The organism is Mesorhizobium sp. BR1-1-16 (assembly GCF_020165495.1).
Classification (GTDB): Bacteria; Pseudomonadota; Alphaproteobacteria; order Rhizobiales; family Kaistiaceae; genus Kaistia.
On the sequence record NZ_JAIUIE010000001.1, the window covers coordinates 339,761 to 364,450 of the forward strand.

The 24,690-nt window shown below is 67.2% G+C and carries 30 protein-coding genes; 26 read left to right on the forward strand and 4 right to left on the reverse strand.

Annotated features, from left to right (window positions below):
- Positions 1 to 8 precede the first annotated feature (8 nt).
- From LB518_RS01705 to LB518_RS01725, 5 genes are all read left to right on the forward strand, one after another.
- Complete coding sequence (locus LB518_RS01705) at positions 9 to 1,253, forward strand: phage major capsid protein (RefSeq protein ID WP_502845784.1); 1,245 nt, start codon at positions 9 to 11, stop codon at positions 1,251 to 1,253.
- 314 nt (positions 1,254 to 1,567) lie between these two features.
- Complete coding sequence (locus LB518_RS01710) at positions 1,568 to 2,137, forward strand: head-tail connector protein (RefSeq protein ID WP_224572318.1); 570 nt, start codon at positions 1,568 to 1,570, stop codon at positions 2,135 to 2,137.
- The gene (locus LB518_RS01715; protein ID WP_224572320.1) at positions 2,134 to 2,466 is read left to right on the forward strand and encodes a phage head closure protein; all 333 of its coding nucleotides are present in this window, start codon (positions 2,134 to 2,136) and stop codon (positions 2,464 to 2,466) included. The genes LB518_RS01710 and LB518_RS01715 overlap by 4 nt, the downstream gene beginning before the upstream one ends.
- Entirely contained in the window at positions 2,463 to 2,729 is a 267-nt protein-coding gene (locus LB518_RS01720; RefSeq protein ID WP_224572322.1) for a hypothetical protein, read from the forward strand. Before LB518_RS01715 ends, LB518_RS01720 begins: the two co-directional genes overlap by 4 nt.
- Entirely contained in the window at positions 2,726 to 3,130 is a 405-nt protein-coding gene (locus tag LB518_RS01725; protein WP_224572324.1) for a DUF3168 domain-containing protein, read from the forward strand. The genes LB518_RS01720 and LB518_RS01725 overlap by 4 nt, the downstream gene beginning before the upstream one ends.
- On the opposite strand, the gene LB518_RS01730 is transcribed toward LB518_RS01725, so the two are convergent.
- Complete coding sequence (locus LB518_RS01730; RefSeq protein ID WP_224572326.1) at positions 3,127 to 3,648, reverse strand: GNAT family N-acetyltransferase; 522 nt, start codon at positions 3,646 to 3,648, stop codon at positions 3,127 to 3,129. The two genes, LB518_RS01725 and LB518_RS01730, sit on opposite strands and share 4 nt — an antisense overlap.
- An 83-nt stretch (positions 3,649 to 3,731) precedes the next feature.
- On the opposite strand from LB518_RS01730, the gene LB518_RS01735 reads away from it, so the two are divergent.
- The 9 genes from LB518_RS01735 to LB518_RS01775 are packed head-to-tail and all read left to right on the forward strand — an operon-like array spanning position 3,732 to position 11,480.
- Positions 3,732 to 4,145 (forward strand): phage major tail protein, TP901-1 family, encoded by a 414-nt coding sequence (locus LB518_RS01735; protein ID WP_224572329.1) that lies wholly within the window; start codon positions 3,732 to 3,734, stop codon positions 4,143 to 4,145.
- A gap of 2 nt (positions 4,146 to 4,147) precedes the next feature.
- Positions 4,148 to 4,492, forward strand: a complete 345-nt coding sequence (locus LB518_RS01740) for a gene transfer agent family protein (RefSeq protein ID WP_224572330.1) — start codon at positions 4,148 to 4,150, stop codon at positions 4,490 to 4,492.
- The gene (locus LB518_RS01745; RefSeq protein WP_224572332.1) at positions 4,489 to 4,695 is read left to right on the forward strand and encodes a rcc01693 family protein; all 207 of its coding nucleotides are present in this window, start codon (positions 4,489 to 4,491) and stop codon (positions 4,693 to 4,695) included. Before LB518_RS01740 ends, LB518_RS01745 begins: the two co-directional genes overlap by 4 nt.
- A gap of 3 nt (positions 4,696 to 4,698) precedes the next feature.
- Complete coding sequence (locus tag LB518_RS01750; protein ID WP_224572334.1) at positions 4,699 to 5,268, forward strand: phage tail tape measure protein; 570 nt, start codon at positions 4,699 to 4,701, stop codon at positions 5,266 to 5,268.
- A gap of 8 nt (positions 5,269 to 5,276) precedes the next feature.
- Complete coding sequence (locus LB518_RS01755) at positions 5,277 to 5,924, forward strand: DUF2460 domain-containing protein (RefSeq protein WP_224572336.1); 648 nt, start codon at positions 5,277 to 5,279, stop codon at positions 5,922 to 5,924.
- Positions 5,921 to 6,811, forward strand: a complete 891-nt coding sequence (locus LB518_RS01760) for a phage/gene transfer agent baseplate hub protein (protein ID WP_224572338.1) — start codon at positions 5,921 to 5,923, stop codon at positions 6,809 to 6,811. The genes LB518_RS01755 and LB518_RS01760 overlap by 4 nt, the downstream gene beginning before the upstream one ends.
- Positions 6,812 to 6,830: 19 nt before the next feature.
- Positions 6,831 to 7,271 carry an NlpC/P60 family protein gene (locus tag LB518_RS01765; protein ID WP_224572339.1) on the forward strand — a complete coding sequence of 147 codons (441 nt, stop codon included), beginning with the start codon at positions 6,831 to 6,833 and terminating at the stop codon, positions 7,269 to 7,271.
- The gene (locus tag LB518_RS01770; RefSeq protein ID WP_224572341.1) at positions 7,271 to 11,143 is read left to right on the forward strand and encodes a baseplate multidomain protein megatron; all 3,873 of its coding nucleotides are present in this window, start codon (positions 7,271 to 7,273) and stop codon (positions 11,141 to 11,143) included. Before LB518_RS01765 ends, LB518_RS01770 begins: the two co-directional genes overlap by 1 nt.
- A complete protein-coding gene (locus LB518_RS01775) occupies positions 11,136 to 11,480 on the forward strand; it encodes a DUF2793 domain-containing protein (RefSeq protein ID WP_224572343.1) in 345 nt (114 codons plus the stop codon). The genes LB518_RS01770 and LB518_RS01775 overlap by 8 nt, the downstream gene beginning before the upstream one ends.
- A gap of 20 nt (positions 11,481 to 11,500) precedes the next feature.
- Here LB518_RS01775 and LB518_RS01780 read toward each other — a convergent pair whose 3' ends face one another.
- From LB518_RS01780 to LB518_RS01790, 3 genes are all read right to left on the reverse strand, one after another.
- Entirely contained in the window at positions 11,501 to 11,911 is a 411-nt protein-coding gene (locus LB518_RS01780) for a hypothetical protein (protein ID WP_224572345.1), read from the reverse strand.
- 29 nt (positions 11,912 to 11,940) lie between these two features.
- Positions 11,941 to 12,711: a DUF2092 domain-containing protein gene (locus tag LB518_RS01785; RefSeq protein ID WP_224572347.1), complete on the reverse strand. Its 771-nt coding sequence runs from the start codon at positions 12,709 to 12,711 to the stop codon at positions 11,941 to 11,943.
- Positions 12,712 to 12,972: 261 nt separating this feature from the next.
- Complete coding sequence (locus LB518_RS01790) at positions 12,973 to 13,197, reverse strand: hypothetical protein (protein WP_224572349.1); 225 nt, start codon at positions 13,195 to 13,197, stop codon at positions 12,973 to 12,975.
- A 100-nt stretch (positions 13,198 to 13,297) separates the two neighbouring features.
- On the opposite strand from LB518_RS01790, the gene LB518_RS01795 reads away from it, so the two are divergent.
- The 12 genes from LB518_RS01795 (at position 13,298) to LB518_RS01850 (ending at position 24,666) form a co-directional block, all read left to right on the forward strand.
- The gene (locus LB518_RS01795) at positions 13,298 to 13,684 is read left to right on the forward strand and encodes a hypothetical protein (RefSeq protein ID WP_224572351.1); all 387 of its coding nucleotides are present in this window, start codon (positions 13,298 to 13,300) and stop codon (positions 13,682 to 13,684) included.
- A gap of 71 nt (positions 13,685 to 13,755) precedes the next feature.
- Complete coding sequence (locus LB518_RS01800; protein WP_224572353.1) at positions 13,756 to 14,052, forward strand: PepSY domain-containing protein; 297 nt, start codon at positions 13,756 to 13,758, stop codon at positions 14,050 to 14,052.
- A 16-nt stretch (positions 14,053 to 14,068) separates the two neighbouring features.
- On the forward strand, positions 14,069 to 14,737 hold the full coding sequence (locus tag LB518_RS01805; RefSeq protein ID WP_224572354.1) for a response regulator transcription factor: 669 nt from the start codon (positions 14,069 to 14,071) through the stop codon (positions 14,735 to 14,737).
- Positions 14,734 to 16,095 (forward strand): ATP-binding protein, encoded by a 1,362-nt coding sequence (locus LB518_RS01810; RefSeq protein ID WP_224572356.1) that lies wholly within the window; start codon positions 14,734 to 14,736, stop codon positions 16,093 to 16,095. The genes LB518_RS01805 and LB518_RS01810 overlap by 4 nt, the downstream gene beginning before the upstream one ends.
- Positions 16,096 to 16,196: 101 nt before the next feature.
- The gene (locus LB518_RS01815; RefSeq protein ID WP_224572358.1) at positions 16,197 to 16,658 is read left to right on the forward strand and encodes an RT0821/Lpp0805 family surface protein; all 462 of its coding nucleotides are present in this window, start codon (positions 16,197 to 16,199) and stop codon (positions 16,656 to 16,658) included.
- A gap of 67 nt (positions 16,659 to 16,725) precedes the next feature.
- Positions 16,726 to 17,826 carry a c-type cytochrome biogenesis protein CcmI gene (ccmI, locus tag LB518_RS01820; protein WP_224572360.1) on the forward strand — a complete coding sequence of 367 codons (1,101 nt, stop codon included), beginning with the start codon at positions 16,726 to 16,728 and terminating at the stop codon, positions 17,824 to 17,826.
- Positions 17,827 to 17,853: 27 nt separating this feature from the next.
- Complete coding sequence (gene ccmE, locus LB518_RS01825) at positions 17,854 to 18,324, forward strand: cytochrome c maturation protein CcmE (RefSeq protein WP_224572362.1); 471 nt, start codon at positions 17,854 to 17,856, stop codon at positions 18,322 to 18,324.
- Complete coding sequence (locus LB518_RS01830; RefSeq protein WP_224572364.1) at positions 18,321 to 20,300, forward strand: heme lyase CcmF/NrfE family subunit; 1,980 nt, start codon at positions 18,321 to 18,323, stop codon at positions 20,298 to 20,300. The genes ccmE and LB518_RS01830 overlap by 4 nt, the downstream gene beginning before the upstream one ends.
- 5 nt (positions 20,301 to 20,305) lie before the next feature.
- Positions 20,306 to 20,761: a cytochrome c-type biogenesis protein gene (locus tag LB518_RS01835; protein WP_224572366.1), complete on the forward strand. Its 456-nt coding sequence runs from the start codon at positions 20,306 to 20,308 to the stop codon at positions 20,759 to 20,761.
- A 137-nt stretch (positions 20,762 to 20,898) separates the two neighbouring features.
- Entirely contained in the window at positions 20,899 to 22,425 is a 1,527-nt protein-coding gene (locus LB518_RS01840) for a Do family serine endopeptidase (RefSeq protein ID WP_224572368.1), read from the forward strand.
- 182 nt (positions 22,426 to 22,607) lie between these two features.
- Entirely contained in the window at positions 22,608 to 23,288 is a 681-nt protein-coding gene (locus LB518_RS01845; protein ID WP_224572370.1) for a response regulator transcription factor, read from the forward strand.
- Complete coding sequence (locus LB518_RS01850; RefSeq protein WP_224572372.1) at positions 23,272 to 24,666, forward strand: sensor histidine kinase; 1,395 nt, start codon at positions 23,272 to 23,274, stop codon at positions 24,664 to 24,666. The genes LB518_RS01845 and LB518_RS01850 overlap by 17 nt, the downstream gene beginning before the upstream one ends.
- Positions 24,667 to 24,690 lie beyond the last annotated feature (24 nt).

A 24,690-nucleotide genomic window follows, 5' to 3' on the forward strand; every position in this document is an offset into this window, starting at 1 on the left:
CCGGCCTCATGGCGCCGGAACGCAAGGCCGCGGACGCCAAGCCGTCCGAGACCAAGGCCGCCGAGCATGGCGAGATCGGCGCCGCTTTCGACGATTTCCTGCATGCCTTCGAGGCGTTCAAGGAAACGAATGACGAGCGGCTCGGTGAGATCGAGCAGAAGCTGTCGGCTGACCCGCTGACCGTCGAGAAACTCGACCGCATCAACCGCACGCTGGACGAGCTGACGCTGAAGAGCCGCCGGCCGCCGCTTTCCGGCGAACCGCGTGGCGAGCGCCGGCCGAGCGAGCACAAGGCGGCGTTCGAGGCCTATGTGCGCGGCGGCAATGAGGACGGCATGCGCCGGCTGGAGCAGAAGGCGCTCTCGTCCGGCTCCAATCCCGATGGCGGCTATCTGGTGCCGATCGAGACCGAGGCCGAGATCGGCAAGCGTCTTGCCGCCATCTCGCCGATCCGCGCCATCGCCGATGTGCGGCAGGTCTCGAGCGGCATCTATCGCAAACCCTTCATGACGGCCGGTCCGGCGGTCGGCTGGGCAGGAGAGACCGACGCCCGGAGCCAGACCGCATCGCCGACCATCGCCGCGCTCGATTTCCCGGCGATGGAGCTCTACGCCATGCCGGCCGCGACGGCGGCTCTGCTTGACGACAGCGCCGTCAATATCGATCAGTGGCTCGGCGCCGAGGTCGAGGCCGCCTTCGCGGCGCAGGAGGGCACCGCTTTCGTCACCGGCGACGGCACCAACAAGCCGAAGGGCTTTTTGAGCTACACGACGGCGGCGGAATCGGCCTGGGCCTGGGGCAAGCTCGGCTACATCCTGACCGGCGTTTCCGGCGCGCTGCCGGCCTCCAACCCCTCCGATGTGCTGATCGACCTCGTCTATGCGCTGAAGGCCGGCTACCGGGCCAATGCCCGCTTCGTGCTCAACCGCCGCACGCAGGCTGCGATCCGCAAGCTCAAGGACGCCGATGGCAACTATCTCTGGCAGCCGGCGGCCGTTGCTGGTGGCGATGCCTCGCTGCTCGGCTTTCCGGTCACCGAGGCGGAGGACATGCCGGATATCGGCGCCAATGCGCTCGCGCTCGCCTTTGGCGATTTCAAGCGCGGCTATCTGGTCGTCGACCGTCTCGGCGTGCGCGTGCTGCGCGATCCCTATTCGGCCAAGCCCTATGTCCTCTTCTACACCACCAAGCGCGTCGGCGGCGGCGTGCAGGATTTTGACGCGATCAAGCTGCTGAAGTTCGGCACAACCTAGGAAGGGCGGCAGGTTGGGCCATGCCGGCCTGCAAAGGGCGGTCTTCTGCGCTTCCGGTGCTCACGTACTGACGTACGCTCCGCTCCGGTTCTCGTAGTCCACCCTTTTCGGCACGGCCTGACCCAACCGGCCACCTTTCCTGCGTGCGGGATGGCACCCGGTCGGCCCTGCCAAGGGCGGCCCCCTGTTCTCAAGCTTCTGAAATCGGTGTTGGCTGATGGCGCGCCTCCCGCCGCAGCCGACGCCCGGGCGGCGCCACGGCCACGGGGGCGCCGCTTCTTTTTTCTCCGGCAGGCATTTTCAAGGAGGCATTCATGACCACCGCGCTCATTTCCGGCCCGACGATCGAGCCCGTGACGCTCGCCGATGTGAAGGCGCATCTGCGGCTCGATACGCCCGACGAGGACCGCCTGCTGCAGGCGGCGATCGTCGCGGCGCGCGTCCATATCGAGGCCGTCACGCGGCGCTGCCTCGTGCACCAGCTCTGGCGGATCTATCTCGACGAATGGCCCGAGGGCCGGTCCGTGCCGATCCCGCTGTCGCCGCTGATCGCCGTCAATCAGGTGACGTTTTACGACGTCGCCGGGGTCCCGCGGCAGTGGGGCGCCGAGAACTGGCGCGTCGATGTTTCCGCCTCGCCGGCTCGGCTCATCGCGAAGCTTCGGCCCCAGCCGGCGCTCTATGACAATGGCATCGAGATCGACGTCGTTGCCGGCTATGGCGTCTCCTCGATCGACGTGCCGGCCCCGCTGCGCCAGGCTGTCATGGTGCTCGTCGCCAATTGGTATGAGGCGCGCGGCATGGTCGGGCATGAGTTCGCCGGAGCCATCGCGCCGCCCGGCTTCGATGCGCTCATCGCGCCCTACAAGGTGCGCCAGCTGTGAGGGGTGAATTCGAACCGGGCTGGATCGCCCATCGCATCACGATCGAACAGGCGGCCGAGAGCGCGGATGGCGCAGGCGGCAGCATCGCCAGCTGGGCGCCGCTCGTCGCTGTCTGGGCCGCCATCGAGCCCGTGCGCGCCGTGGCCGATACGGGCTCCGACCGGCTCGGCAGCGCGATCACCCACCGCGTCACCATCCGTCATCGCACCGACGTCATGGCCGGCATGCGCATCCGCCATCGCGGCCGCCTGCTGGCCATCAACACCGTCACCGACCCCGACGAGCGCCGCCGCTTTCTTCTGATCGAGGCCCGCGAGGAGACGACATGAGCGGAACGGATATGACCCGTCGCATCATGGCGGCCGCGCGCCGACCGATCGCGGCGGCGCTCGGCGGCGAGGCGCGCCGCGCGGCCGGCCTTCTGGCGGCAAGCGCGCCGGGAACCAGCGCGTCGATCCTGCCGCGCGATGGCGGCGCACTGGTGACGCTCACCGGCCCTGGCCTTTTCGCCCGCGAGTTCGGTGCGCTCGACAGCGCCAGCGACCCGGTCATTGCTCCGGCCATCGGCCGGATGAAACGGAGGACGACATGAACCCGGCCGCACTCGACCTGCAGGCTGCCATTCGCGCGCGGCTTGTCACCGATGCCGATCTTCTGGCGGCGCTGGGCGGGCCGCGCATCCATGACGGCGCGCCGCGCGGCACGGACTTTCCCTATGTGACGCTTGGCGATACGGGCCAAGCCGACTGGAGCGATGGAACGGCCGATGGTGGCGATGTCAGCCTCACGCTGCATGTGTGGTCGCGCCAGGCCGGCAAGAAGGAGGCCTGGGCGATTGCCGGCATCCTGATGCGCCTGCTGCACGACGAGCCGCTGGCGCTGGCCGACCATCACCTCGTGACGCTGCGGGTCGCCTTCGCCGAAGTCAGCCGCGATCCCGACGGCATCACCGAGCATGGCGTCGTCAGGCTTGCTGCACTGGTGGAAGGCTAGGCCGGAGCGCATCTGGCCTGCCGACGGGTCTCCCAATCCGGGCGCAGCATCGCCATGACGAGTTCGTCGCGATGCTCGCCTTGAAAGAACACCGCGCCGCGGGCCGTTCCCTCGATGCGAAAGCCAACGCGTTCATAAGTGCGGCGGGCGCGCTGGTTCTCGGGGAAGAGGCCGATCGCCAGGCGATGGCAGGTCGTCTCCTCGAAGACGCGATCGACGACGCCGGCGAGAAGCGCGCTGCCAAGTCCCCGGCCGGGGTCGGTGACGACGATGCGCTTCACCAGCGCGACGCCGTCCCAGGACTGCCAGTCGCGGATGATGACGAAACCGATCGGGCGGCCTTCTTGCCGGCCGATGAAATAGGCGTGGCGGGTGTCGTTGATCAGGACGCGGTGCTGCGCCTCGCTCGAACGGCCGACGAGATCGGCATAGGCCTCGATGCGCTCGGTTGCGATCACGAAGGCGAGGTCTTCGGGCCCCGCCCGCGCGACATCCACCGATCCGATCAATCCACTCATTCCGCGCCCTCCGCTTTCCGCGCCGATCCTAGCGCGCATCGCGGCCGTTCGAGGGCGCAAATCCACAGCCGAAAGGACATCTCATGACCGCGCAGAAGGGCAAGGACCTGCTGCTGAAGCTCGACACCACCGGCGCCGGCGCCTTCCAGACCGTTGCCGGGCTGCGCACGCGGCGCATCGCCTTCAACGCCGAGACGGTGGACATCACCGACACGGATTCAGCCGGCCGCTGGCGGGAATTGCTGGCGGGGGCCGGCGTCCGCCGCGCCAGCCTTTCGGGCGCCGGAATCTTCCGCGACGCCGCCACTGACGCCGCGATGCGCAGCCTCTTCTTCGACGGGACGATCCGCGGCTATCAGCTGATCATCCCGGATTTCGGCACCATCTCCGGCCCGTTCCAGATCACCGCGCTCGAATATGCCGGCGAGCATGACGGCGCCGTCACCTATGAGCTGGCGCTCGAATCCGCCGGCGCCATCGCCTTCGCGGAGGCTTGAGGATGACCGGACCGATTGAAGGCCCGGTCGCCAACCGGCATCGAGGCGAAATCGACGCCGTGCTGGATGGCCGGCGCCATGTTCTCTGCCTGACGCTCGGCGCGCTGGCGGAGCTCGAAACAGCGTTTGGGGCGGCGGATCTCTCGGCTCTGGCCGGGCGCTTTTCGGAAGGACGGCTGACGGCGCTCGATCTTGTCCGCATCATCGGCGCGGGTCTTCGCGGCGCGGGAGCGAGCCTGAGCAACGCCGATGTCGCCGCGATGCGCGCTGAGGGCGCGGCCGGCGGCTTTGCGCGGATCGCGGCGGATCTCCTGACCGCGACCTTCGGCGGCGAGGCGGCGGCGTGAGCGCGAGGCCCTTTCCCTGGCGCGATGCCATGGCGATCGGCTTTGGCGTGCTCAAGCTCTCGAGCCATGACTTCTGGGCCCTGACGCCGCGCGAATTGGCCGCCGCGATTGAGGGCCTCGGCGGCGGCGCCGCACAGCCGCTGGACCGCGCCGCATTTGACGCGCTGGCGCGGCGCTATCCCGACTTCAGCCAAGGAGGTTGAGCCATGCCGACCGTCGTCGACGAACTTTCCGTCAAGGTCAGCGCCGATACCAGCGGCTTCCGCACGGCGCTCGATGAACTCGCCAAGCGCGCCGACAGCTTTTCCGGCGTGATCGCCAAGGCCTTCACCGGCGCGGTGACGGGCGGCAAGGATTTCGAGGACGTGCTGAAATCGCTCGCGCTCAGGCTGTCCTCCATCGCGCTCGGCGCGGCGTTGAAGCCGATCGAGAGCGGCGTTGGCAGCCTGCTCTCGGGCCTCATCGGCCAGGCCGGCGCCACCGCCTTTGCCAAGGGCGGCGTCGTGCCGTTCGCCGATGGCGGCGTCGTCTCGCGGCCGAGCTATTTCCCGCTCGGGCGCGGTCTCGGCCTTGCCGGGGAGGCGGGCGCCGAGGCGATCCTGCCGCTGCAGCGCGGCGCCGACGGAAGGCTCGGCGTCGGTGCGGGCGGCGGATCCGGCAATGTCACCGTGAATGTCGCCATCCAGACCCCGGACGCCGCGAGCTTCCGAAAATCGGAAGCACAGGTCACGGCCTCGCTCGCGCGCGCCGTCGGCCGCGGCCGGCGCGGCCTTTAGGAGAGACCATGCCGCTCATCGAAAGTTTTCATGATGTCCGCTTCCCGACGGGGATCGCCTTCCGCTCAAGCGGCGGGCCGGAACGCAAGACCGAGATCGTGGCGCTCGGCTCTGGCCGTGAGAAGCGCAACCAGCGCTGGGCCGACTCGCGCCGCCGCTACGATGCCGGCTATGGCGTGCGCTCGCTGGCCGATATCCATGACGTGATCGCCTTCTTCGAGGAACGGCGCGGGCGGCTGTTCGGCTTCCGCTGGCGCGACCGCACCGACGACGCCTCGGCGCCGCCCGGCACTGCGCCGACGCCCTTCGACCAGCCGATCGGCACCGGAGACGGCGCAACGGCGCGCTTCCAGCTCGTGAAACGCTATGGCGGCGATTTTGCAGCCTATGACCGCGTCATCGCCAAGCCGGTCGCCGGCAGCGTGGTGGTCGCCGTCGCCTCGGTCGCCGCCGATCCCGCCAACGTCGCGGTCGACCATGCGACCGGGATCGTCACCTTCGCCGCCGGCCATGTTCCCCCGGCCGGGGCGCTGGTGACGGCGGGGTTTCGCTTCGATGTTCCCGTGCGCTTCGACACCGACGAACTCACCATCAATCTCGCCGCCTTCGAGGCTGGCGAAATCCCCTCGATCCCGTTGGTGGAGATCCGGCCGTGAAGACGCTGCCCGAAGGACTTGCTGCCCATGTGTCAGGTGAGACGACGACGCTCTGCCAATGCTGGCGCGTGACACTGAAGGACGGCACCGTGCTCGGCTTTACCGACCATGACCGCGACGTGAGCTTCGAGGGCACGGTCTTCGAAGCCGCGAGCGGCCTGTCAGCCAGCGAGGCGGCGGCGGCCGAAGGTTTTTCGACCGGCGGACTCGAGGTCGCGGGGGCGTTGTCGTCCGACAAGGTCAGCGATGCGGACCTCGCAACGGGCCGTTTCGATCATGCCTGCGTCGAGGTCTTCGCCGTCAATTGGCAAGCGCCCGCCGAGCGGCTTCTCGTCAGCGCCGGCCATATCGGCGAGGTGGTGCGCGAGGATGGTGCCTTCCGCGCCGAAATCCGCGGGCCGCTCGCGGCGCTCGACGCGCCGCGCGGCCGCAGCTTCCGCGCCGCCTGCGATGCCGATCTCGGCGATGTGAGATGCGGCGTCGACCTGACGGCGGCGGCCTTCGCGGCCAGCGCGACGGTCATGGCATCGAGCAATGGCCGCCTCATTGCCGTCAGCGGGATCGATGCGTTCGCGCCGGGCTGGTTCGAGCGCGGGCGGGCCGTGTTCGCGAGCGGCGCCAATGCCGGATTTGCCAGCGCCGTGAAGACGCAGCGCGTGATCGAGGGTGTGATGACACTCGAACTCTGGACCGCCGCGCCGCTCACGATCGGCGTTGGCGATGGGATCGCGCTCACCGCCGGATGCGACAAGCGCTTCGTCACCTGCCGCGATCGTTTCGCCAATGCGCTCAACTTCCGCGGCTTCCCGCATATGCCGGGCAATGATTTCAGCCTCGGCTATGCCCGCTCGGGCAGCCATAATGACGGCAGCCCGGTCGTCTCCTGAACCGATCGGAACCCATCTCATGACATCCGTCACGCGCGCGGCGCTGGTTTCGGCCGCGCTGGGCTGGCTCGGCACGCCCTATCGCCATCAGGCCTCGCTGAAAGGCATCGGTGCCGATTGCCTCGGCCTCGTGCGCGGCGTCTGGCGCGAGGTCTATGGCGAAGAGCCGGAGGCGATGCCGGCCTATACGCCGGATTGGGCCGAAGCGCGGGGCGCCGAGACCCTCTGCGATGCCGCCGCGCGTCATATGACGCCCCTCGATCCGGGGTCGGCGCTGCCGGGCGACCTGCTGCTCTTTCGCTGGCGCGAGGGATTGCCGGCCAAACACGCTGCGATCCTCGCCGAGCCCGGCCGTTTCATCCATGCCCATGACGGCGCCGCCGTCGCGATGGCCTCGCTCACCCCTTGGTGGGCGCGACGGCTCGCCTTTGTCTTTTCGTTTCCGGGAGTGACCCACTGATGGCGACCATCGTCCTCCAGGCTGCCGGCGCGGCGATCGGCGGCGTGTTCGGGCCGCTCGGCGCGACGCTTGGCGCGGCGGTTGGCGCGCTGGCCGGCAGCGTCATCGACCAGTCTCTGTTCGGTACGTCGACCGAAGGTGCGCGGCTCTCCGATCTCGATGTCCAACGCTCGGAGGAGGGCGCCCCGATCCCACGCCTTTATGGTCGTGGGCGGCTTTCGGGGCAGGTGATCTGGGCGACGCGCTTCGAGGAAGTGACGAGCGAGGAGGGCGGCAAGGGCGGCCCGAGCGTCACGAACTATGCCTATTACGCCAATTTCGCCATCGGCCTTTGCGAAGGGCCGGTGGCGCGCATCGGCCGCTGCTGGGCGGATGGCGAGGAACTCGATCTCTCGACCGTGACGTGGCGGCTCTCGACCGGCATGGAAGGGCAGCCCGCCGACAGCCTGATCGAGGCGAAGCAGGGAGCCTCCGGCGCGCCGGCGTATCGCGGTACGGCGGTCGTGGTGTTCGAGCGGCTTCCGGTCAGCGACTATGGCAACCGCCTGCCGCAAATGGCCTTCGAGGTCTTCCGCCCGATCAGCGGGGTCGAGGAAGCGATCCGCGCGGTGGTGATCATCCCGGCCGCGTCGGAATTCGCCTATGATCCCGAGCCGGTCTATCGCGTCGAGACGGCGGGGAGCCGAGAGACGGTGAACCGCCACACCGACGGTGCCAAGACCGATTGGCGCGCTTCACTCGACGAATTGCAGGAGATCTGCCCGCATCTCGAACGCGCCGCTCTCGCGGTAAGCTGGTTTGGCGATGACCTTCGCGCCGATCGCTGCACTGTGGCGCCGCGCGTGGAAACCGCGTCGGGCAGCACGTCGCCCGGCTGGAGCGTCGCGGGGCTCGACCGCGGCACGGCCCGTCTCGTCAACCAGATCGACGGCCGGCCCGCATTCGGCGGCACGCCATCCGATGGCAGCGTTGTCAGGGCGATCGCCGACATCAAGGCGCGAGGCCTCGGCGTCACCTTCTATCCGTTCCTGATGATGGACGTGCCCCCGTCGAGCGGCCTCGTCGACCCGTATGGCTATGGCGATCAATCGGCCTATCCCTGGCGCGGGCGGATCACGGCCTCGATCGCGCCGGGGCGGCCCGGCACGCCAGACAAGACGGCGGCGATGACGGCCGAGGTCGCCGCCTTCATGGGCAGCGCCGCGCCGGGCGATTTTTCCATTGTCGGTGGCGGTGTTGTGTATTCCGGACCGCCCGAATGGAGTTATCGCCGCATGGTGCTGCATGCGGCGCATCTCTGCGTTGCGGCCGGCGGTGTCGATGCCTTCCTGATCGGCTCCGAACTCGTTGGTTTGACGACGCTCCGCTCCGGCCCCTCCACCTATCCCTTCGTCGCCGCGCTACGGTCGCTTGCAGCAGATGTCCGCGCTGTGCTCGGCGGGACAACGCGCATCAGCTATGCCGCCGACTGGAGCGAGTATTTCGGTCACCAGCCGGGCGATGGCAGCGGCGATGTCCATTTTCATCTCGATCCGCTCTGGGCCGATGCCAATATCGATGCCGTCGGCATCGATCTCTACGTGCCGCTTGCCGATTGGCGCGATGGCAGCACGCATCGCGATGCCGAGGTCGCCGAAAGCGGGCACGACATCGCCTATCTCCAGGCCAATATCGAGGGCGGCGAAGGCTTCAACTGGTACTATGCCAGCACCGCCGATCGCGCGGCGCAGATCCGCTCGCCGATCACCGACGGTGCCTATGGCAAGCCATGGGTTTATCGCTTCAAGGGGATCAGCGACTGGTGGGCGAACCGGCATGTCGATCGGCCGGGCGGCGTCGAGGCGGGAACCCCTACGGCTTGGATCGGCGGTATGAAGCCGATCTGGTTCACCGAGCTCGGCTGCCCCGCGGTCGACAAGGGCGCCAATGAGCCGAACGTCTTTCCCGATCCGAAAGTCGGCGGCGCGCGACTACCGCATTTTTCGCATGGCGGCCGCGACGCTCTGATGCAGGAGCGCGCGCTGTCGGCGCTGCTCGCTTATCGCGATCCCGCTGCACCGGGCTTCGTGGCAAACCGCAATCCGGTTTCGCCTGTCTATGGCGGGCGGATGGTCGATGTCGGCTGGAGCCATGTCTGGGCCTGGGATTCGCGGCCTTATCCGGCTTTTCCGCTGCTTGGCGATGTCTGGTCGGATGGCGGCAATTGGGAGACCGGTCACTGGCTGAATGGCCGCCTCGGCGCGCTGCCGGTCAGCCGGCTCGTTGGCCGCATTCTCTATGACTATGGCATCACCGGCGGCATGGTCGGCGATCTCGACGGCATGCTCGACGGCTATGTCGTTGAGCGCATTGGCTCGGCGCGCGATGCCTTGAAGCCGCTCGCCGACATCTTCGCCTTTGCCGTGGCGGAATCGGGCGCGGGCGTCCGCTTCGTCAGGCGCGGATTGCCGCGGCTGGCGATCAACACGGACGATCTCGTCGAGGAAGAAAGCTCGGCGCTCGTGACGATCCGGCGGGCGCAGGAGACTGAGTTGCCAGCGGAGCTGGCGCTTGGCTTCTATGATGGTCTTTCGGATTACCGCAGCCGTCAGGTCACCTCGCGGCGGCTGGAAACCGTGAGCCGCCGACAATCCTCGCTGAGCGCGGCGATGGTCACCGATGATGGCGTCGCGGTGGCGCTGGCCGACGCCCGGTTGCAGGATATCTGGGAGGCGCGCGAAACCGTTTCCTTCGCACTGCCGCCGCATGCGCTGGCAATCGAGGCGGCGGACATCGTCTCGTTCACGCATGAGGGCAGAACGCGTCTCCTGCAGGTCACGCGGATCGAGGATGGCGATATGAGGCGCATCGAGACGCGCGCCCTCGATCCGACTGCCTCGGCGCAGCCGGTCGGCAGCGGCGCGAGCACGCCGCCTACCTGGCGCGCCGAGGCTGGGCCGCCGGATGTCGTGGTGCTTGACCTGCCATCGCTCTCCGGGGCCGAGCCCGGCGCGGCACCTCGGCTTGCAGTCTTTGCCGATCCCTGGTCGGGGCCTGTATCGATCGCGATCGGCAGCGCCGAGGCCGGCTATATCGCCCGCCAACGGGTCGATCAGCGGGCGGTGCTCGGCGCCATCGTCGCAGCAATCCCACCGGGACCGATGGCGCGCTTCGACGAGGCGACCGTGATCGAGGTCGCGCTCGCCGCCGGGGCGCTGTCGGCGCTGCCGCTGGAGGCCGTGCTGAACGGCGGCAATCTCGCCGCGATCGGCACCGAGGACGACGGCTTCGAGCTGATCCAGTTCTGCGAGGCCGTTCTCGTTGGCGCAGGACGCTGGCGGCTGTCGGGCCTGCTGCGTGGTCAGGGCGGCACCGGCGATCTTGCGGCGCGTGGCCACGCGGCCGGTGCGCGTTTCGTTCGGTTGAATGCCGCGACGCCGCTCTTCGCGCTCGATGCGGGCGAAATCGGGCTTTCGAAGCGTTTGCGCGCAGGGCCGCTCGGCAGTCCCTATGACGCCGATCAATTCACCGATCGCGGGTTCATGGTCGCGGGGCGCGGTCTGTTCCCGCTGGCGCCGGTGCATGTGCGTGGGAGACGCGATCCCACCGGCGATGTCGCCCTCACATGGATCCGCCAGACGCGGCAGGGCGGCGACCGCTGGGACCAGCTGGAAGTGCCGCTCGGCGAGGAAAGCGAGGCCTATCGCGTCGAGCTTTTCGAGGCGGCCGCATTGAAGGCGATCCGTGTCGTCGCCAGCCCTGTCGCGCTGTTCACGGCCGGCGAACTCGCGGCCGTGCTGTCGTCGCCGGACGCGGTCTTCACCGCCCGCGTCTGCCAGTTGAGCCCCACCGCTGGTGCGGGCCTTGCCACGGAGATCACGATCGATGTCTGACCCGCTCGCGACGCCGCATCTGGCGCTGCCCTATATCGCCGCCGCGCAGGCGCAGAAGCACGTGACGCATAACGAGGCGCTGCGGCTGCTGGACGGGATCGTGCAGCTGGCCGTCGAGGCCTCGGGCGCGGTCACGCCGCCAGGCAGTCCGGTCGAAGGCGCGCGCTATCTGCTCGGCGCCTCGCCCTCGGGTGCCTGGGCCGGACAAAACGGTGCGTTGGCATTGTTCGTCGACGGCGCCTGGCTCTTCGTGACGCCGGAAATCGGCTGGATTGCCTATGACAAGGCTGCGGACGCGGTTGTCGTCCGCAAGGTCGCGGGCTGGACGGCGCTGTAGCGCCGCCCAGCCGGGTTCACTCAATAAGGAGCGGGAACCACCTGGTAGACGACGCCCGATGGCGCGTAATACGGGCTGTAGTAGACGCCGCCGCAGCCATAAATGACGGTTGGGCCGGCAATCGTTGTGCAGGTATGCGGCAGCGAGGCGACGGTGGCGCCGACCGCGAGGCCGACAGCCGCGCCGGCAACTGCTGCACCGGCGACAGCGCCTGCTGGCGCGCCCCAGCCATAGCCGTAACGGGGCGCATAGCCATAACGCGGGCCGCCAGCAACGAAGCCGCCGCTATAGGCGTGAACGCCGCCAGCCGGGCCGCGCCATACGCCGCCGCCATGCGCCGCCACCCAGGCGGAGGCCGGCATCGCCGAAGCGATCAGGGCTCCGGCCGCGAGAAGCGAGAGAACGGTTTTCGAAACAAGGTTCTTTGACATGATGTTTCCTTCAGCGTCTCGGGGTCGGATCAGGGCGTGCCAGCGGGCAGGAAGCCGATCGCCGTGGCGTCCTTCGGCGGAGTGAAGGTAAAGCTGTCGGCAGCCGGCGTCGCCTTCAGGTTCCACGACCGGAAGCTGACAAGGAAGCGAGGCTCGCGCGGCACGTCGTTGTAGATGACCGTGAACAGGCGGGGCAGGTTCGTCGCCGGATCGATCCAGAGCTGCCATTCCAGGCCCTTCGCCGCGAAGACGAGATGTTCGGTGGTAACGCCATCGATGGTCGCGGTGCCGACGTCGTAGGCGTTGGTCAGCCCCTTGGAGAAGATCGCATAGGGATCGCTCGACAGGAAATCGGCGACCGAGAATTCGATGCCGCGCGCTTCGGCGAGCTTCTGGAAGAAGGTCTCCATCTTGTCGGCGCCGATCTCGCCCGAAACATAGAGGTTCTTCGCCTTGTCGAGCGCCGTGAACGTCTTGCCGTCATAGATGAAGCTGGTCTCGGCGCCGTTGACGACCGCTTCGGCGCGGAACTTGTTCGGCCGCTCGGCGGTGATGTCGGCGGTGGTCGCCAAGGTGATCATCTGGCCCTGCGAGGAGGGCACCTCGCGGAAATCGGTGATCGACAGCTCGATGGCGTTCGCCGCCTTCAGCGTGTCGCTCATCTTCTTCAGGAGATCGAGCGCGCCCTGCTCGATGATCGGCTTCGGCGCTTCGTCCGCTGCCAGGGCCGGTGCCGCAAACGGCGCCAGTCCGAGAAAACCGCATAGGACTGCGGCGCGCCACGACATCTGCTTCATCATGTTTCGGCCTTTCAGGAGAGAGACGAATCCCGCACCGCCCGATGCCCGCGAGATCCCGCGCGGAGCAGAGTCATAATTGATTGCGGAATGATGAAGATTGCGCCATCGCAAGAAAAGAGCGGTGCAGGGCGCAGAAAACAGAAGAGCCCGCCGTCGGGGGATCGGCGGGCTCACCGGTGTGGGACCGGCTGGTGGACCGCTTGCGCGATCCGCTCAATCAATCGCGCGCCATCGATGTGGTTCCGGCAGATACTGCTTTTTTCAGACCGAGAGGGCTTCGCCGACCAGGACGGCTCCGGATCCGATGGTGTCGAGCAGTCCGAAGACGCCGACATCGTGCCTGCCCGACCAATGATGGTGGATGACCTCGTAGGTCGTTTCCGCGCCGATCAGCGCGACGACGAGGAACAGGGCTTTCCAGCCGTTGCGCACGAAATGGCCGGACATGATGCCGCCGAGGGCCGAAACGACAATCGCTTTCAGCATTTAACCGCTCCGCTGCCCCGCAGCGCTCAAGCTATTGCGCTGAATTCTGGCGAAGGCATGGCATTTAGCCGGCCGCGCCATGCATCAAGGGAGATACAAGATGCAGGACGACAAACAGCCTTCGAACCTCGCCGGCCGCCTCGCGGATGCGCTCACGCCAGCGATCGCGGCCGCGGCCGGGCGAAATGGAACCGTCATTTCCAGCGCGGAGCTGCCGGCGCTGGGGATAGCGGTTGCCGACGCCATTGCGGGTGATCCGGCACTCGGCCATGTCACGAATGCCGAGCCCTGGTATCGCTCGCGGGTCACCTGGGGCGCGATCATCGCCGCGCTCGCACCACTGATCGCGCTTCTTGCCGGCCATGAGCTCGGCGCCGACGAGCGCTCGGCGCTGATCGACATCGCCATGGCCGGCGGCAGCATAGCGGGCGCCCTGATTGCCCTGCATGGACGCTGGGTCGCCAAGGTGCCGCTCGGAAGCCGCTGACGCGTTGTTCCGCCTGCGGTTCCGCGCTACCCATTCAGCCGGTGTTCATCCGCTCCTGCTAAAACGGCCCCATGTTCACGCATCGCATCAGCGCCGTGCTTCTCGTGGCCGCCCTTGCCCTGTCCGGCATGGGCGGGGCTGCCCGCGCGCAGGGCTGCCTCTCGCCCGGCGAGGCGCGGCAGGCGGTGCAGAACGGCGAGGCGATCTCGCTCAGCCAGGTGCGCGGCAATCTGCCGGGCGATGTCGTCTCGGCCCAGCTTTGCCATGGCGGCGGCGGGCTGGTCTATGTCGTCAATGTGCTCGGGGCGGGCGGCAAGGTCGAACGGCTGCAGATCGACGCCCGTAGCGGCGCGATCGCCGGTCGCTGACAGCGGAGCGGAATTCATGCGCATTCTCGTCGTCGAGGACGATCCCGATCTCAATCGCCAGCTGGCCGATGCCTTGAAAACCGCCGGCTACACGGTCGACAGCGCCCGCGACGGCGAGGAGGGCCATTTCCTCGGCGAGACCGAGCCCTATGACGCTGTCGTCCTCGATATCGGCCTGCCGCGCATGGACGGTATCAGCGTGCTCGAAGCCTGGCGCCGGGAAGGCCGCAACATGCCGGTCCTGATCCTCACGGCGCGCGACCGCTGGAGCGACAAGGTGCAGGGCATCGACGCCGGCGCCGATGACTATGTCGCCAAGCCCTTCCATATCGAGGAAGTGCTCGCCCGCATCCGCGCGCTGGTGCGCCGCGCCGCCGGTCATGCGACCAACGAGATCGAATGCGGACCCGTGCGCATCGACACCAAGGCTGGCCGCGTCACGGTCGACGGCAACCCGATCAAGCTCACAGCCCATGAATACAAGGTGCTCGAATATCTGATGCACCACCGCGACCGCGTCGTCTCGCGTACCGAACTGATCGAGCATCTCTACGACCAGGACTTCGATCGCGACTCGAACACGATCGAGGTGTTTGTCGGCCGGCTGCGCAAGAAGGTGGCGCCTGATCTGATCGATACGGTTCGCGGCCTCGGCTACCGGATCATCACGCCGAAGGCCTCATGAAGCCGCGCTTCGATTCGCTCGCCTTCCGCCTCGTCGCGGGCGCCTCGGTCTGGGCTGCCGTGGCGCTGATCGCCGCCGCCTTCATCCTGACCTCGCTCTATCGGGAAACGGTGGAGCGCGGCTTTGACGAGCGCCTCGGCGTCTATCTGAAGACGCTGGTCGGCAATCTCGCGATGCAGTCGCCCGGCCAGCTCGGCGATCCCGGCAATCTCGGCGAACAGCGCTTCGAGCTCATCTATTCCGGTTGGTACTGGCAGGTTCGCAAATCCGGCGGTCCGGTGGTACTCGCCTCGCGCTCGCTCGCCACCGACACGCTGGATATCGCCAAGGCGACCAATGTTGGGACGGTCGACGGCGTCGAATCTGCCGTCTTGACCGGTCCGGACAATCAGGAGCTGCGCGTCCTCAGCCGGACGATCATCTTCGATGCCGATCACCGCTATGATGTTCTCATCGCCGGCAATGCCAGCCAGCTCGAAGCCGAGATCCGCAATTTCCAGACCAGCGTCGCGCTGACGCTGGCCGTGTTCGGCATCGGGCTCATCGTCGCGGTCGGCGTGCAGATCCGCTGGGGGTTGCAGCCGCTCGACCGTGTCCGCCACGGGCTCGCCGAAATGCGCAGCGGCCGCGAACAGCGCTTCGAAGGCCCGTTCCCGGCCGAGCTTGAACCGCTGGCCAAGGAGCTCAATGCGCTCATCGCCTCGAACCAGGAGATCATCGAGCGCGCGCGGACGCATGTCGGCAATCTCGCCCACGCGCTGAAGACGCCGCTCAGCGTCATCACCAACGAGGCGCGGGCCGGGCAGGGGCCGCTCGCCGCGAAAGTCAGCGAGCAGGCCGAGCTCATGCGGACGCAGATCAACCATCATCTCGACCGCGCCCGGATCGCTGCGCGCTCCAAGGTCATCGGCGCCATCACCGAAGTCGAGCCGGCGCTGGAGCGACTGGTCCGCGCCATGAGCCGCATCCATGGCGACCGCGACCTGGAACTTGATGTCGCGGCGGGGCTGCGCTTTCGCGGCGAGCAGCAGGACCTCGAGGAGATGGTCGGCAACCTCGTCGATAACGCCTGCAAATGGGCTGAGAGCCGCGTCGTCGTGACGGCGATGCTCGAGCGCGAGAACGACGATCAGGCGCTGGTGATTCGCATCGACGATGATGGCCCGGGCCTGACCGAGCCGGAAATGCTGGAAGCGACGCGGCGCGGACGGCGGCTCGACGAGAGCAAGCCAGGCTCGGGCCTCGGTCTTTCGATCGTTACCGATCTTGCCGCCCTTTATGAGGGCGATTTCCGAATGAGCCGCGCGCCGCTGGGCGGCCTCAGGGCCGAGCTTCGACTGCCGGCAGTCATGGCATGATTACTGAAGATCATCTTCCGGTAATCAAACTTCCGCCATGCTGTTGTAGGAAGGGCGCCCAGTAGAAACGACGCCGAAGCGTCGCAAGGATGAGAGGCAGCATGCGGATCGCACCATTCGTCGTCATCGGGGTCACGAGCCTTGGCTTGGCCGCCTGTCAGGGCGGGCCGACCAATCAGCAGGTCGGCATCGTCAGCGGTGCCGCGCTCGGCGGCCTGGTCGGCAATCAGTTCGGATCGGGCAGTGGCAAGGTGGCGGCAACGATCGCAGGCGGCCTCGTCGGTGCCTTCATCGGCAATGCGATCGGTGTCAGCCTCGATGCGCAGCAGCAGCAGCGTGCTGCCGATGCCCAGTTCGAGGCGCTCGAGACCGGCCGTCCCGGCGCTCCGGTTGATTGGCAGCAGGGCGGCGCCCGCGGCGAAGTCATTCCCGGACCGCGCTACCGCGTCAACTCCTATGAGTGTCGCGACTATACGCATCAGATCTGGATCGATGGGCAGCCCCAGACGGCCCGCGGCACCGCTTGCCGTCAGCCCGACGGCACCTGGCGCCCGGTGAACTGAGCCCGCGACAGATTGCGGGATGCGGAGCGCTGCCCGGCCCGCTATTGAGTGGGCCGGGATGGAACCGATGCTGCAATGGATCCTCATGGCCGCGATGACGGCCCTCGCTTCGCTGGCCGTGCTGGTGCCGCTTGGCCGCCGCCCGGCCGATGCCGAAGGGTCCGCGCGCTCAATCTATCGTGATCAGCTGAACGAGCTCGAGCTTGAGCGCGAGCGCGGCCTGATCGGCGATCAGGAGGCCGAGGCGGCGCGGATCGAATTGTCCCGCCGCCTGCTCCGGCCCGACGCCGTTCGATCGACTTCCGAAAGGGGCGGCCGCCGGGCCGTAGCGGCCGGATTCATCGTCGCGGCCATCCTGTTGCCGATCGTGGCGCTCGGCACCTATCTCGCGCTCGGATCGCCAGCGACGCCGGATCAGCCGCTGGCGAGCCGCAGTACGGTGGCGGCCGATGCCGATATCGCGACGCTGATTGGCAAGGTCGAGCAGCATCTGCGCGATGATCCCGGCGACGGCGCCGGCTGGGAGCTGCTTGGTCCCGTCTATCTGAAGCTTGGTCGCTTCGACGATGCGGTGCGCGCCTATGGCAATGCCATCCGCATTCTCGGCTCGACCGCCGATCGCGAGGCCCTGCTCGGCGAGGCGCTTACCAGCCAGGCGGGGGGCCTCGTCACATCCGACGCCAAGGCGGCGTTTGACCGCGCGCTGCACCTCGATCCGAAGAATGACCGGGCCGGCTTCTATGAAGCTGTCGCCGTCGGACAGACCGGCGACAAGGACGCTGCGATCGCGGCGTGGAAGACGCTGATCGCAGGCGCGCCCGCCGACGCACCCTGGCTGCCGGTGGCGCAGGCGGAATTGCAGCGCGTGACCAATCCCGCGCCCGGGCCAAGCGCCGCCGACATGGCCGATGCCGCTGGCAAATCCACCGGCGAGCAGCAGGCGATGATCGAGGGCATGGTTTCCGGCCTCGCCGCGCGGCTCGATACCGCGCCAGAGGATACCGATGGATGGTCGCGGCTTTTCCGCGCCTATATGGTTCTCGGCAGGCCGGATGAGGCCACGGCCGCCCTGGCGCGCGCGCGGACGGCACTGGCTGGCAAGCCCGACCTTCTTGCGGGCGTCGAGAAGGCCGCGGTGGACAATGGCGTTGCGGCGGCGAAACCGTGATGATGGGCGTGTGAGGCGGAATCCAGGATGACGCGGAAGCAGCGACGTCTCACCTTGATCGGACTGGCAGGCCTTGTGCTCGCGAGTTCCGTTGGGCTCATTTTGTTCGCGCTGTCCGATGGCATCGCCTTCTTCGCGACGCCTTCAGAGATCGCCGCCAATCCTCCGGCGCCCGATCGACGGTTGCGGCTTGGGGGTCTCGTCGAGACGGGCAGCGTCGTCAAGGACGGACCGAAGATCAGTTTCGCGGTGACCGACGGCAAGGCGGCGGTCCCGGTGCGCTATACGGGCATGCTGCCCGATCTCTTCCGTGAAGGGCAGGGCGTCGTCGCGGAAGGCAAGGTCGATGCGGCCGGCTATTTCCAGGCCGATACGATCCTCGCCAAGCATGACGAGACCTATATGCCGAAGGAAGTCGTCGAGGCGCTGAAGAAGAGTGGCGAGTGGCGGCCGGAAGCCGAGGCAACGGGCCCCGAACCGAAATCGGTGACGCGGTGATCGTCGAACTCGGTCATTACGCACTCGTCCTCGCTCTGGCGCTTTCGATCGCCTGCGCGGCTTTGCCGCTTTATGGCGCGCTGGCCGGTGACAGGCGGCTGATGGCGATTGCCGCGCCTGTCTCGATCGCGCTGTTCGTCTTTGTCGCCGCAAGCTTCGCCGCGTTGACGCACGCTTATCTCGTTTCCGATTTCTCGGTTCGCAACGTCGTCGAGAACTCGCATTCGTTGAAGCCGCTCATCTTCAAGATCAGCGGCGTGTGGGGCAATCACGAAGGCTCGATGCTGCTCTGGGTGCTGATCCTTGCGCTGTTCGGCGCGCTGGTCGCGGCCTTCGGCAACAATCTGCCGATGCGGCTCAAGGCACTGGTGCTCGCCGTGCAATCGGCGATCGGCACGGCGTTCCTGCTGTTCATCCTGACGACGTCGAACCCCTTCCTGCGGCTGGTCCCGGCGCCGGTCGAGGGCAATGACCTCAATCCTGTGCTGCAGGATATCGGCCTCGCGATCCATCCGCCGCTGCTTTATCTCGGCTATGTCGGATGCTCGATCTCCTTCGCCTTCGCAATCGCAGCGCTGATCGACGGCCGCATCGATGCGGCCTGGGCGCGCTGGGTGCGCCCCTGGACGCTGACCGCCTGGATCTTCCTGACGCTCGGCATCGCGATGGGCTCGTACTGGGCCTATTACGAACTTGGCTGGGGCGGCTGGTGGTTCTGGGACCCGGTCGAGAATGCGAGCTTCATGCCCTGGCTCGCGGCGACGGCGCTGCTTCATTCGGCCGTCGTGATGGAGAAGCGCGATGCGCTGAAGGTCTGGACGATCCTGCTCGCGATCCTCACCTTCTCGCTCTCGCTGCTCGGTACCTTCCTCGTTCGCTCCGGCGTGCTGACCTCGGTGCACGCTTTTGCGACGGATCCGACGCGCGGCATCTTCATTCTCGTCATCCTCTGCCTGTTCATCGGCGGCAGCTTTTCGCTGTTCGCCCTGCGCGCCGGCACGCTGGCGCAAGGCGGCCTCTTCGCGCCGATCAGCCGCGAGGGTTCGCTCGTCCTCAACAATCTGCTGCTGACGGCGGCCTGCGCGACGGTCTTGGTCGGCACGCTCTATCCGCTGGCGCTTGAGGCGCTGACGGGCGAGAAGATCTCGGTCGGCGCGCCCTTCTTCGACATGACGTTCGGCCCGCTGATGGTGCCGCTGCTGATCGCGGTGCCGTTTGGGCCGTTCCTCGCGTGGAAGCGGGGCGATCTGCTGGCCGCGAGCCAGCGGCTTTTCGCAGCCTTTGCCGCCGTTCTGCTGACGATCGGCGTCGGTCTCCTCTTCGCGGGCCCGTCAAAGGCGCTGACCTTCTTCGGCATCGCGCTCGCCATATGGCTGCTCGTCGGCTCGCTCTCGGAATTTGCCTTTCGCGTCAAGCTGTTCCGGGCGCCGCTCGCCGAGAGCGTCCGCCGCGCCCGCGGGTTGCCGCGTGCAGCCTTCGGCATGACGCTCGCGCATTGCGGCCTCGGGCTTACCGTGCTCGGCATCATCGTCTCCACGACATGGAACACCGAGACGATCACGACGATGAAGCCCGGCGACAGCGTGACGATCGGGAGCCGCATCGTGACGCTCGATGGCTTCCTGCCGGTTTCGGGCGGCACTTATACCGGCACGGCCGCCCGCTTCACGGTCCGCGAGGGCGGCACGACCGTCGCGACGCTGGCGCCGGAGAAGCGGCTCTATTCGGTCCAGAACATGCCGACGACGGAATCGGCGATCCACAGCTTCGGCCTGTCGCAGCTCTATATTTCGCTCGGCGACGTGAAGGCGGATGGCACCACCGTGGTGCGCATCTACTACAAGGTCATGATCCTCTTGATCTGGCTCGGCGCGATCGTGATGGCGCTCGGCGGGGCTCTGTCGCTGTCCGATCGCCGGCTGCGCGTCGGCGCCCCGAAACCGGCCCGTGCCAGCGCGGCAGTGCCAGCGGAATGACCCTGATGCGGCGGCTGCTCGCGGCTCTTTTCCTGGTCGTTTCGCTCATGCCGGCCTTTGCCGTCCAGCCCGACGAGGTTTTGCCCGATCCGGTGCTGGAGGCGCGGGCACGGTCGCTTTCGGCCGAACTGCGCTGTCTGATCTGCCAGAGCCAGTCGATCGATGATTCCGATGCGACGATCGCCCGCGACCTCCGCATCCTGATCCGCGAAAGGCTGAAGGCCGGCGACAGCGACGCCGCGGTGAAGGCCTTCCTCGTCGATCGCTACGGCGAATATGTGCTGCTGCGCCCGGCCTTTGCCTGGCATACGCTGCTGCTGTGGGCCGCCGCGCCGCTGGTTCTCATCATTGGCGCTGCCCTCTCATTCGGTCTCTTCCGCCGCCGCCGCGCCGCCGAGCCGGCCGCGCTCACGGCCGACGAAGAGCGCCGCGTCGAGGCACTTCTCGCCCGCGACGATTGAAGCGCCGCAACATTACGAAACATTCATGCGTGTGACAGCCGTCCGTAAGGTGGGCGGCAGCATTCTCTCCCTCGAGAGCTTCGGTTCCCCCCGGACCAACAGCTCACCCGATGCTTCCACGTTGGAGAGAAAACCAGATGACCGAACAGACCCCGAAGGTTGGCAGCCGCCTCCGCACCCGCCTGGTGCTGGGCACCGCGGCGGCCGCGCTGATTGTCGGCGGCTTTGCCGGCGAGGCCGTCATCGGCAGCCGTTCGCCTGCTTATGCCGACGCCGTCCGCGTGCAGTCGGCCGCCCCGCAGCTGCCGAACTTCGCCGACCTCGTCGACAAGGTGAAGCCGGCGGTCGTCAGCGTCCGCGTGAAGTCGGAAGTCGCCGATGCGTCGGATGAAGACAGCGGCAATGGCAATGGCTTCAGCATGCCGAACCCCGGCCAGTTCCCGCCCGGCTCGCCGATGGAGCGCTTCTTCAAGCAGTTCCAGGACCAGCAGAACGGCATGGGCGGCAACAAGCGTCCGCAGATGCACAAGGCGATCGGCCTCGGCTCCGGCTTCTTCATCTCCGAGGACGGCTATGTCGTCACCAACAACCATGTCGTTGATGGTTCGACCGACTTCACGGTCACCGATTCCGCCGGCAAGGAATATACCGCTCGCCTGATCGGCACCGATCCGAAGACGGATCTCGCGCTGCTCAAGGTCGATGACACCAAGCAGAAGTTCACCTATGTCGAATTCGCTCCCGGCGATGTCCGCGTCGGCGAATGGGTCGTGGCCGTCGGCAATCCGTTCGGCCTTGGCGGCACGGTGACGGCTGGTATCGTCTCGGCGCTCGGCCGCGACATCGGCGCCGGCACCTATGACGACTTCATCCAGATCGACGCCTCGGTGAACAAGGGCAATTCCGGTGGCCCGACCTTCAACATGAATGGCCAGGTCATCGGCATCAACACCGCCATCTATTCGCCCTCGGGCGGCAGCGTCGGTATCGCCTTCGACATTCCGGCCGCCACGGCGCAGCGCGTCATCGGCGATCTGAAGGATCACGGCGAGGTCGTCCGCGGCTGGCTCGGCGTCCAGATCCAGCCGATCACCCGCGATATCGCCGACAGCCTCAACATGGCTGACGCCAAGGGCGCGCTCGTCGCCGAGCCGCAGGAGGGCAGCCCCGCCACGCTCGCCGGCATCAAGTCGGGCGATGCGATCGTCAGCGTCGACGGCAAGACCGTCGAGGACGCGCGCAATCTCTCGCAGATCATCGCCGGCTATGCGCCGGGAACGACGGTCAAGCTCGGGATCGTGCGCAGCGGCAAGAACCAGACCGTCGAGGTCAAGCTGGGCAAGCTGCCGAGCGAGGACAAGATGGCGAGCGCCGACGAGCCGGCCAAGCCGGCATCGGTTGCGGATCTCGGCCTCGCGCTGACGGCGGCGCCTGACGACAAGGGCGTGGTCGTCTCGGAAGTCGATCCGGATGGCGCGGCTGCCGAGCAGGGCATCCAGCCCGGCGATGTGATCCTCGCCGTCGGCGGCAGCGAAGTCTCTCGCCCCGGCGATGTCGAGCGCGAGGTCGTCGATGCCAAGAAGGCCGGCATGAAGGCGGTTCTCGTCCGCATCAAGTCCGGCGACCACACCCGCTTCGTGGCACTGCCGTTCGGCAAGGCCTGATCAGCAAACCCGGCCCGATCGCCTCGGCGATCGGGCTACCCGCTTCGCGGTCCGCTCGTGGTGTGTTTTTGCTGCGAGCCACCGCAAGATCGGCAGGCGGCGCCCCCCGCCTGCCGTTTTCTTTTCGCGCGCCCGTTGTTCCGGCGCTGCCGTCCTCCCTCTGAATCGGCTAACGTTTCGAAATGCGCATCCTGCTTGTCGAAGACGACCGAGAAACCGCCGCCTATCTCGTCAAGGCGCTGAAGGAAGCCGGCCATGTGCCCGACCATGCCGCTGACGGCGAGGAGGGCGCCTTTCTGGCCGAGACCAACCGCTACGATGTGATGGTCGTCGATCGCATGCTGCCGAAGAAGGACGGGCTGACGCTCGTCGCCGAGGCGCGCGGCAAGGGCAACGATACGCCCGTGCTGATTCTCTCGGCACTCGGGCAGGTCGATGATCGCGTGACGGGCCTTCGCGCTGGCGGCGACGACTATCTCGCCAAGCCCTATGCGTTTTCCGAACTGCTCGCCCGTGTCGAAGTTCTCGCCCGCCGCCGCAAGCCCGGCGAGGCCGAAACGTTGCTGCGCGTCGGCGACCTCGAACTCGACCGCCTCAGCCATACTGTGCGCCGCGCACAGACACCGATCCCGCTGCAGCCGCGCGAATTCCGCCTGCTCGAATATCTGATGAAGCATGCCGGCCAGGTGGTGACGCGCACCATGCTGCTCGAGAATGTCTGGGACTATCATTTCGATCCGCAGACCAATGTCATCGACGTGCATATCTCGCGCTTGCGTTCCAAGGTGGACAAGGGCTTCAGCGAAACGCTCGTGCATACGGTGCGCGGCGCTGGATACATGATCCGTGACAGCCATCGCTAAGGTCGTCCGCACGACCGCGTTCAAGCTGGCGGCGACCTATTTTGTCGTCTTCACCGTGTTCGCCGTAGTATTCGTCGGCTGGATCTCGCGCGAGACGGATCGCATCCTGACCCAGCAAGTCCAGGACTCGATCGAGGCGGAGATCGGCGTCCTCGCCGACGAAGGTCTCTCGAAGGGCCTCACCGGCATCGTCGCGGCGATCGAGCAGCGCAGCCGCGTTCCCGGCGCCAGTCTCTATGTGATCGCCGATGCGAGCGGCAATGTCGTCGCCGGTAACGTGACCGAGGTGCCCTCGGCACTGCTGCAGCGCAGCGGCCTCGATCCGGTGACCATTCCCTATAAGCGGCTCGAGGGCGACAGCACGCGCCATCTCGCGATGGTCCGCGTCCTGCCGCTGCCGAACGGTCTGCGCATGCTGGTCGGCCGCGATGTCAGCGATATCGAGCGCATCCGCGTCGTGGTCGCCAAGGCGATGATGATCGGCGTCGGATTGCTCATCGCGCTGGCGCTGCTCTCATGGTTCTTCGTCAGCCGCCGCGTGCTGAAGCGTATCGATCAGGTTTCGGCGACGAGCCGGCGGATCATGGACGGCGATCTCTCAGGCCGCCTCGAAGTGACCGGCACGGGCGACGAGTTCGACCGTCTCGCCGCGAGCCTCAATGCGATGCTCGACAGGATCGAGGCGCTGCTTTCCGGGCTCAAGGAAGTCTCCGACAACATCGCCCATGACCTGAAGACGCCGCTGACCCGCCTCCGCACACGCGTCGAGGCGGCGCTGGCCGGACCTGCGCGGACGGATGAATATCGCGCGGCGCTGGAAGCGACGATCGAGGATTCGGATCAGCTCATCCGGACCTTCAATGCGCTGCTGATGATCGCCCGCATCGAGGCCGGTTCACCGGATGGGGCGATGGCCTCGATCAATCTCGCGCGCGTCGTCGCCGATGTTGCCGAGTTCTACGAGCCCGTGGCGGAAGAGGCCGAGGTCTATCTGGCGCTGTCGCTGGAAGAGCCGCTGCCGATGCTCGGCAGTCGCGAACTGATCAGCCAGGCGCTCGGCAATCTCGTCGACAACGCGATCAAATATGTAAAGACCGGTGACGAGCCACCCGCGCCGGCACGCGTCGAGGTGACGGCGCGGCGCGAGGGCGGCGACATCGTCATCCAGGTTGCCGATAATGGTCCCGGCATTCCCGCCTCCGAGCGCGAGCGTGTGCTGGAACGCTTCGTCCGGCTGGAGAAGAGCCGCTCCCAGCCCGGCAGCGGCCTTGGGCTCAGTCTTGTCGATGCCGTCGCGCGGCTCCACCATGGTAGCCTGTCGCTCGGTGACGCTGGACCGGGGCTCGTCGTGACGCTCCGTTTCCCAGCCGAAGGCTGACGCGGGGAGGCGTCCGTTCGCCAT

Excerpts from the sequence above, each read along its gene's own strand:
- LB518_RS01705 (WP_502845784.1), top strand. The coding sequence starts at position 9 with ATGGCGCCGGAACGCAAGGCCGCGGACGCCAAGCCGTCCGAGACCAAG.
- LB518_RS01710 (WP_224572318.1), top strand. The coding sequence starts at position 1,568 with ATGACCACCGCGCTCATTTCCGGCCCGACGATCGAGCCCGTGACGCTC.
- LB518_RS01720 (WP_224572322.1), top strand. The coding sequence starts at position 2,463 with ATGAGCGGAACGGATATGACCCGTCGCATCATGGCGGCCGCGCGCCGA.
- LB518_RS01725 (WP_224572324.1), top strand. The coding sequence starts at position 2,726 with ATGAACCCGGCCGCACTCGACCTGCAGGCTGCCATTCGCGCGCGGCTT.
- LB518_RS01730 (WP_224572326.1), bottom strand. The coding sequence starts at position 3,648 with ATGAGTGGATTGATCGGATCGGTGGATGTCGCGCGGGCGGGGCCCGAA.
- LB518_RS01735 (WP_224572329.1), top strand. The coding sequence starts at position 3,732 with ATGACCGCGCAGAAGGGCAAGGACCTGCTGCTGAAGCTCGACACCACC.
- LB518_RS01740 (WP_224572330.1), top strand. The coding sequence starts at position 4,148 with ATGACCGGACCGATTGAAGGCCCGGTCGCCAACCGGCATCGAGGCGAA.
- LB518_RS01750 (WP_224572334.1), top strand. The coding sequence starts at position 4,699 with ATGCCGACCGTCGTCGACGAACTTTCCGTCAAGGTCAGCGCCGATACC.
- LB518_RS01755 (WP_224572336.1), top strand. The coding sequence starts at position 5,277 with ATGCCGCTCATCGAAAGTTTTCATGATGTCCGCTTCCCGACGGGGATC.
- LB518_RS01765 (WP_224572339.1), top strand. The coding sequence starts at position 6,831 with ATGACATCCGTCACGCGCGCGGCGCTGGTTTCGGCCGCGCTGGGCTGG.
- LB518_RS01770 (WP_224572341.1), top strand. The coding sequence starts at position 7,271 with ATGGCGACCATCGTCCTCCAGGCTGCCGGCGCGGCGATCGGCGGCGTG.
- LB518_RS01775 (WP_224572343.1), top strand. The coding sequence starts at position 11,136 with ATGTCTGACCCGCTCGCGACGCCGCATCTGGCGCTGCCCTATATCGCC.
- LB518_RS01780 (WP_224572345.1), bottom strand. The coding sequence starts at position 11,911 with ATGTCAAAGAACCTTGTTTCGAAAACCGTTCTCTCGCTTCTCGCGGCC.
- LB518_RS01785 (WP_224572347.1), bottom strand. The coding sequence starts at position 12,711 with ATGATGAAGCAGATGTCGTGGCGCGCCGCAGTCCTATGCGGTTTTCTC.
- LB518_RS01790 (WP_224572349.1), bottom strand. The coding sequence starts at position 13,197 with ATGCTGAAAGCGATTGTCGTTTCGGCCCTCGGCGGCATCATGTCCGGC.
- LB518_RS01795 (WP_224572351.1), top strand. The coding sequence starts at position 13,298 with ATGCAGGACGACAAACAGCCTTCGAACCTCGCCGGCCGCCTCGCGGAT.
- LB518_RS01800 (WP_224572353.1), top strand. The coding sequence starts at position 13,756 with ATGTTCACGCATCGCATCAGCGCCGTGCTTCTCGTGGCCGCCCTTGCC.
- LB518_RS01805 (WP_224572354.1), top strand. The coding sequence starts at position 14,069 with ATGCGCATTCTCGTCGTCGAGGACGATCCCGATCTCAATCGCCAGCTG.
- LB518_RS01810 (WP_224572356.1), top strand. The coding sequence starts at position 14,734 with ATGAAGCCGCGCTTCGATTCGCTCGCCTTCCGCCTCGTCGCGGGCGCC.
- LB518_RS01815 (WP_224572358.1), top strand. The coding sequence starts at position 16,197 with ATGCGGATCGCACCATTCGTCGTCATCGGGGTCACGAGCCTTGGCTTG.
- ccmI (WP_224572360.1), top strand. The coding sequence starts at position 16,726 with ATGCTGCAATGGATCCTCATGGCCGCGATGACGGCCCTCGCTTCGCTG.
- ccmE (WP_224572362.1), top strand. The coding sequence starts at position 17,854 with ATGACGCGGAAGCAGCGACGTCTCACCTTGATCGGACTGGCAGGCCTT.
- LB518_RS01835 (WP_224572366.1), top strand. The coding sequence starts at position 20,306 with ATGCGGCGGCTGCTCGCGGCTCTTTTCCTGGTCGTTTCGCTCATGCCG.
- LB518_RS01840 (WP_224572368.1), top strand. The coding sequence starts at position 20,899 with ATGACCGAACAGACCCCGAAGGTTGGCAGCCGCCTCCGCACCCGCCTG.
- LB518_RS01845 (WP_224572370.1), top strand. The coding sequence starts at position 22,608 with ATGCGCATCCTGCTTGTCGAAGACGACCGAGAAACCGCCGCCTATCTC.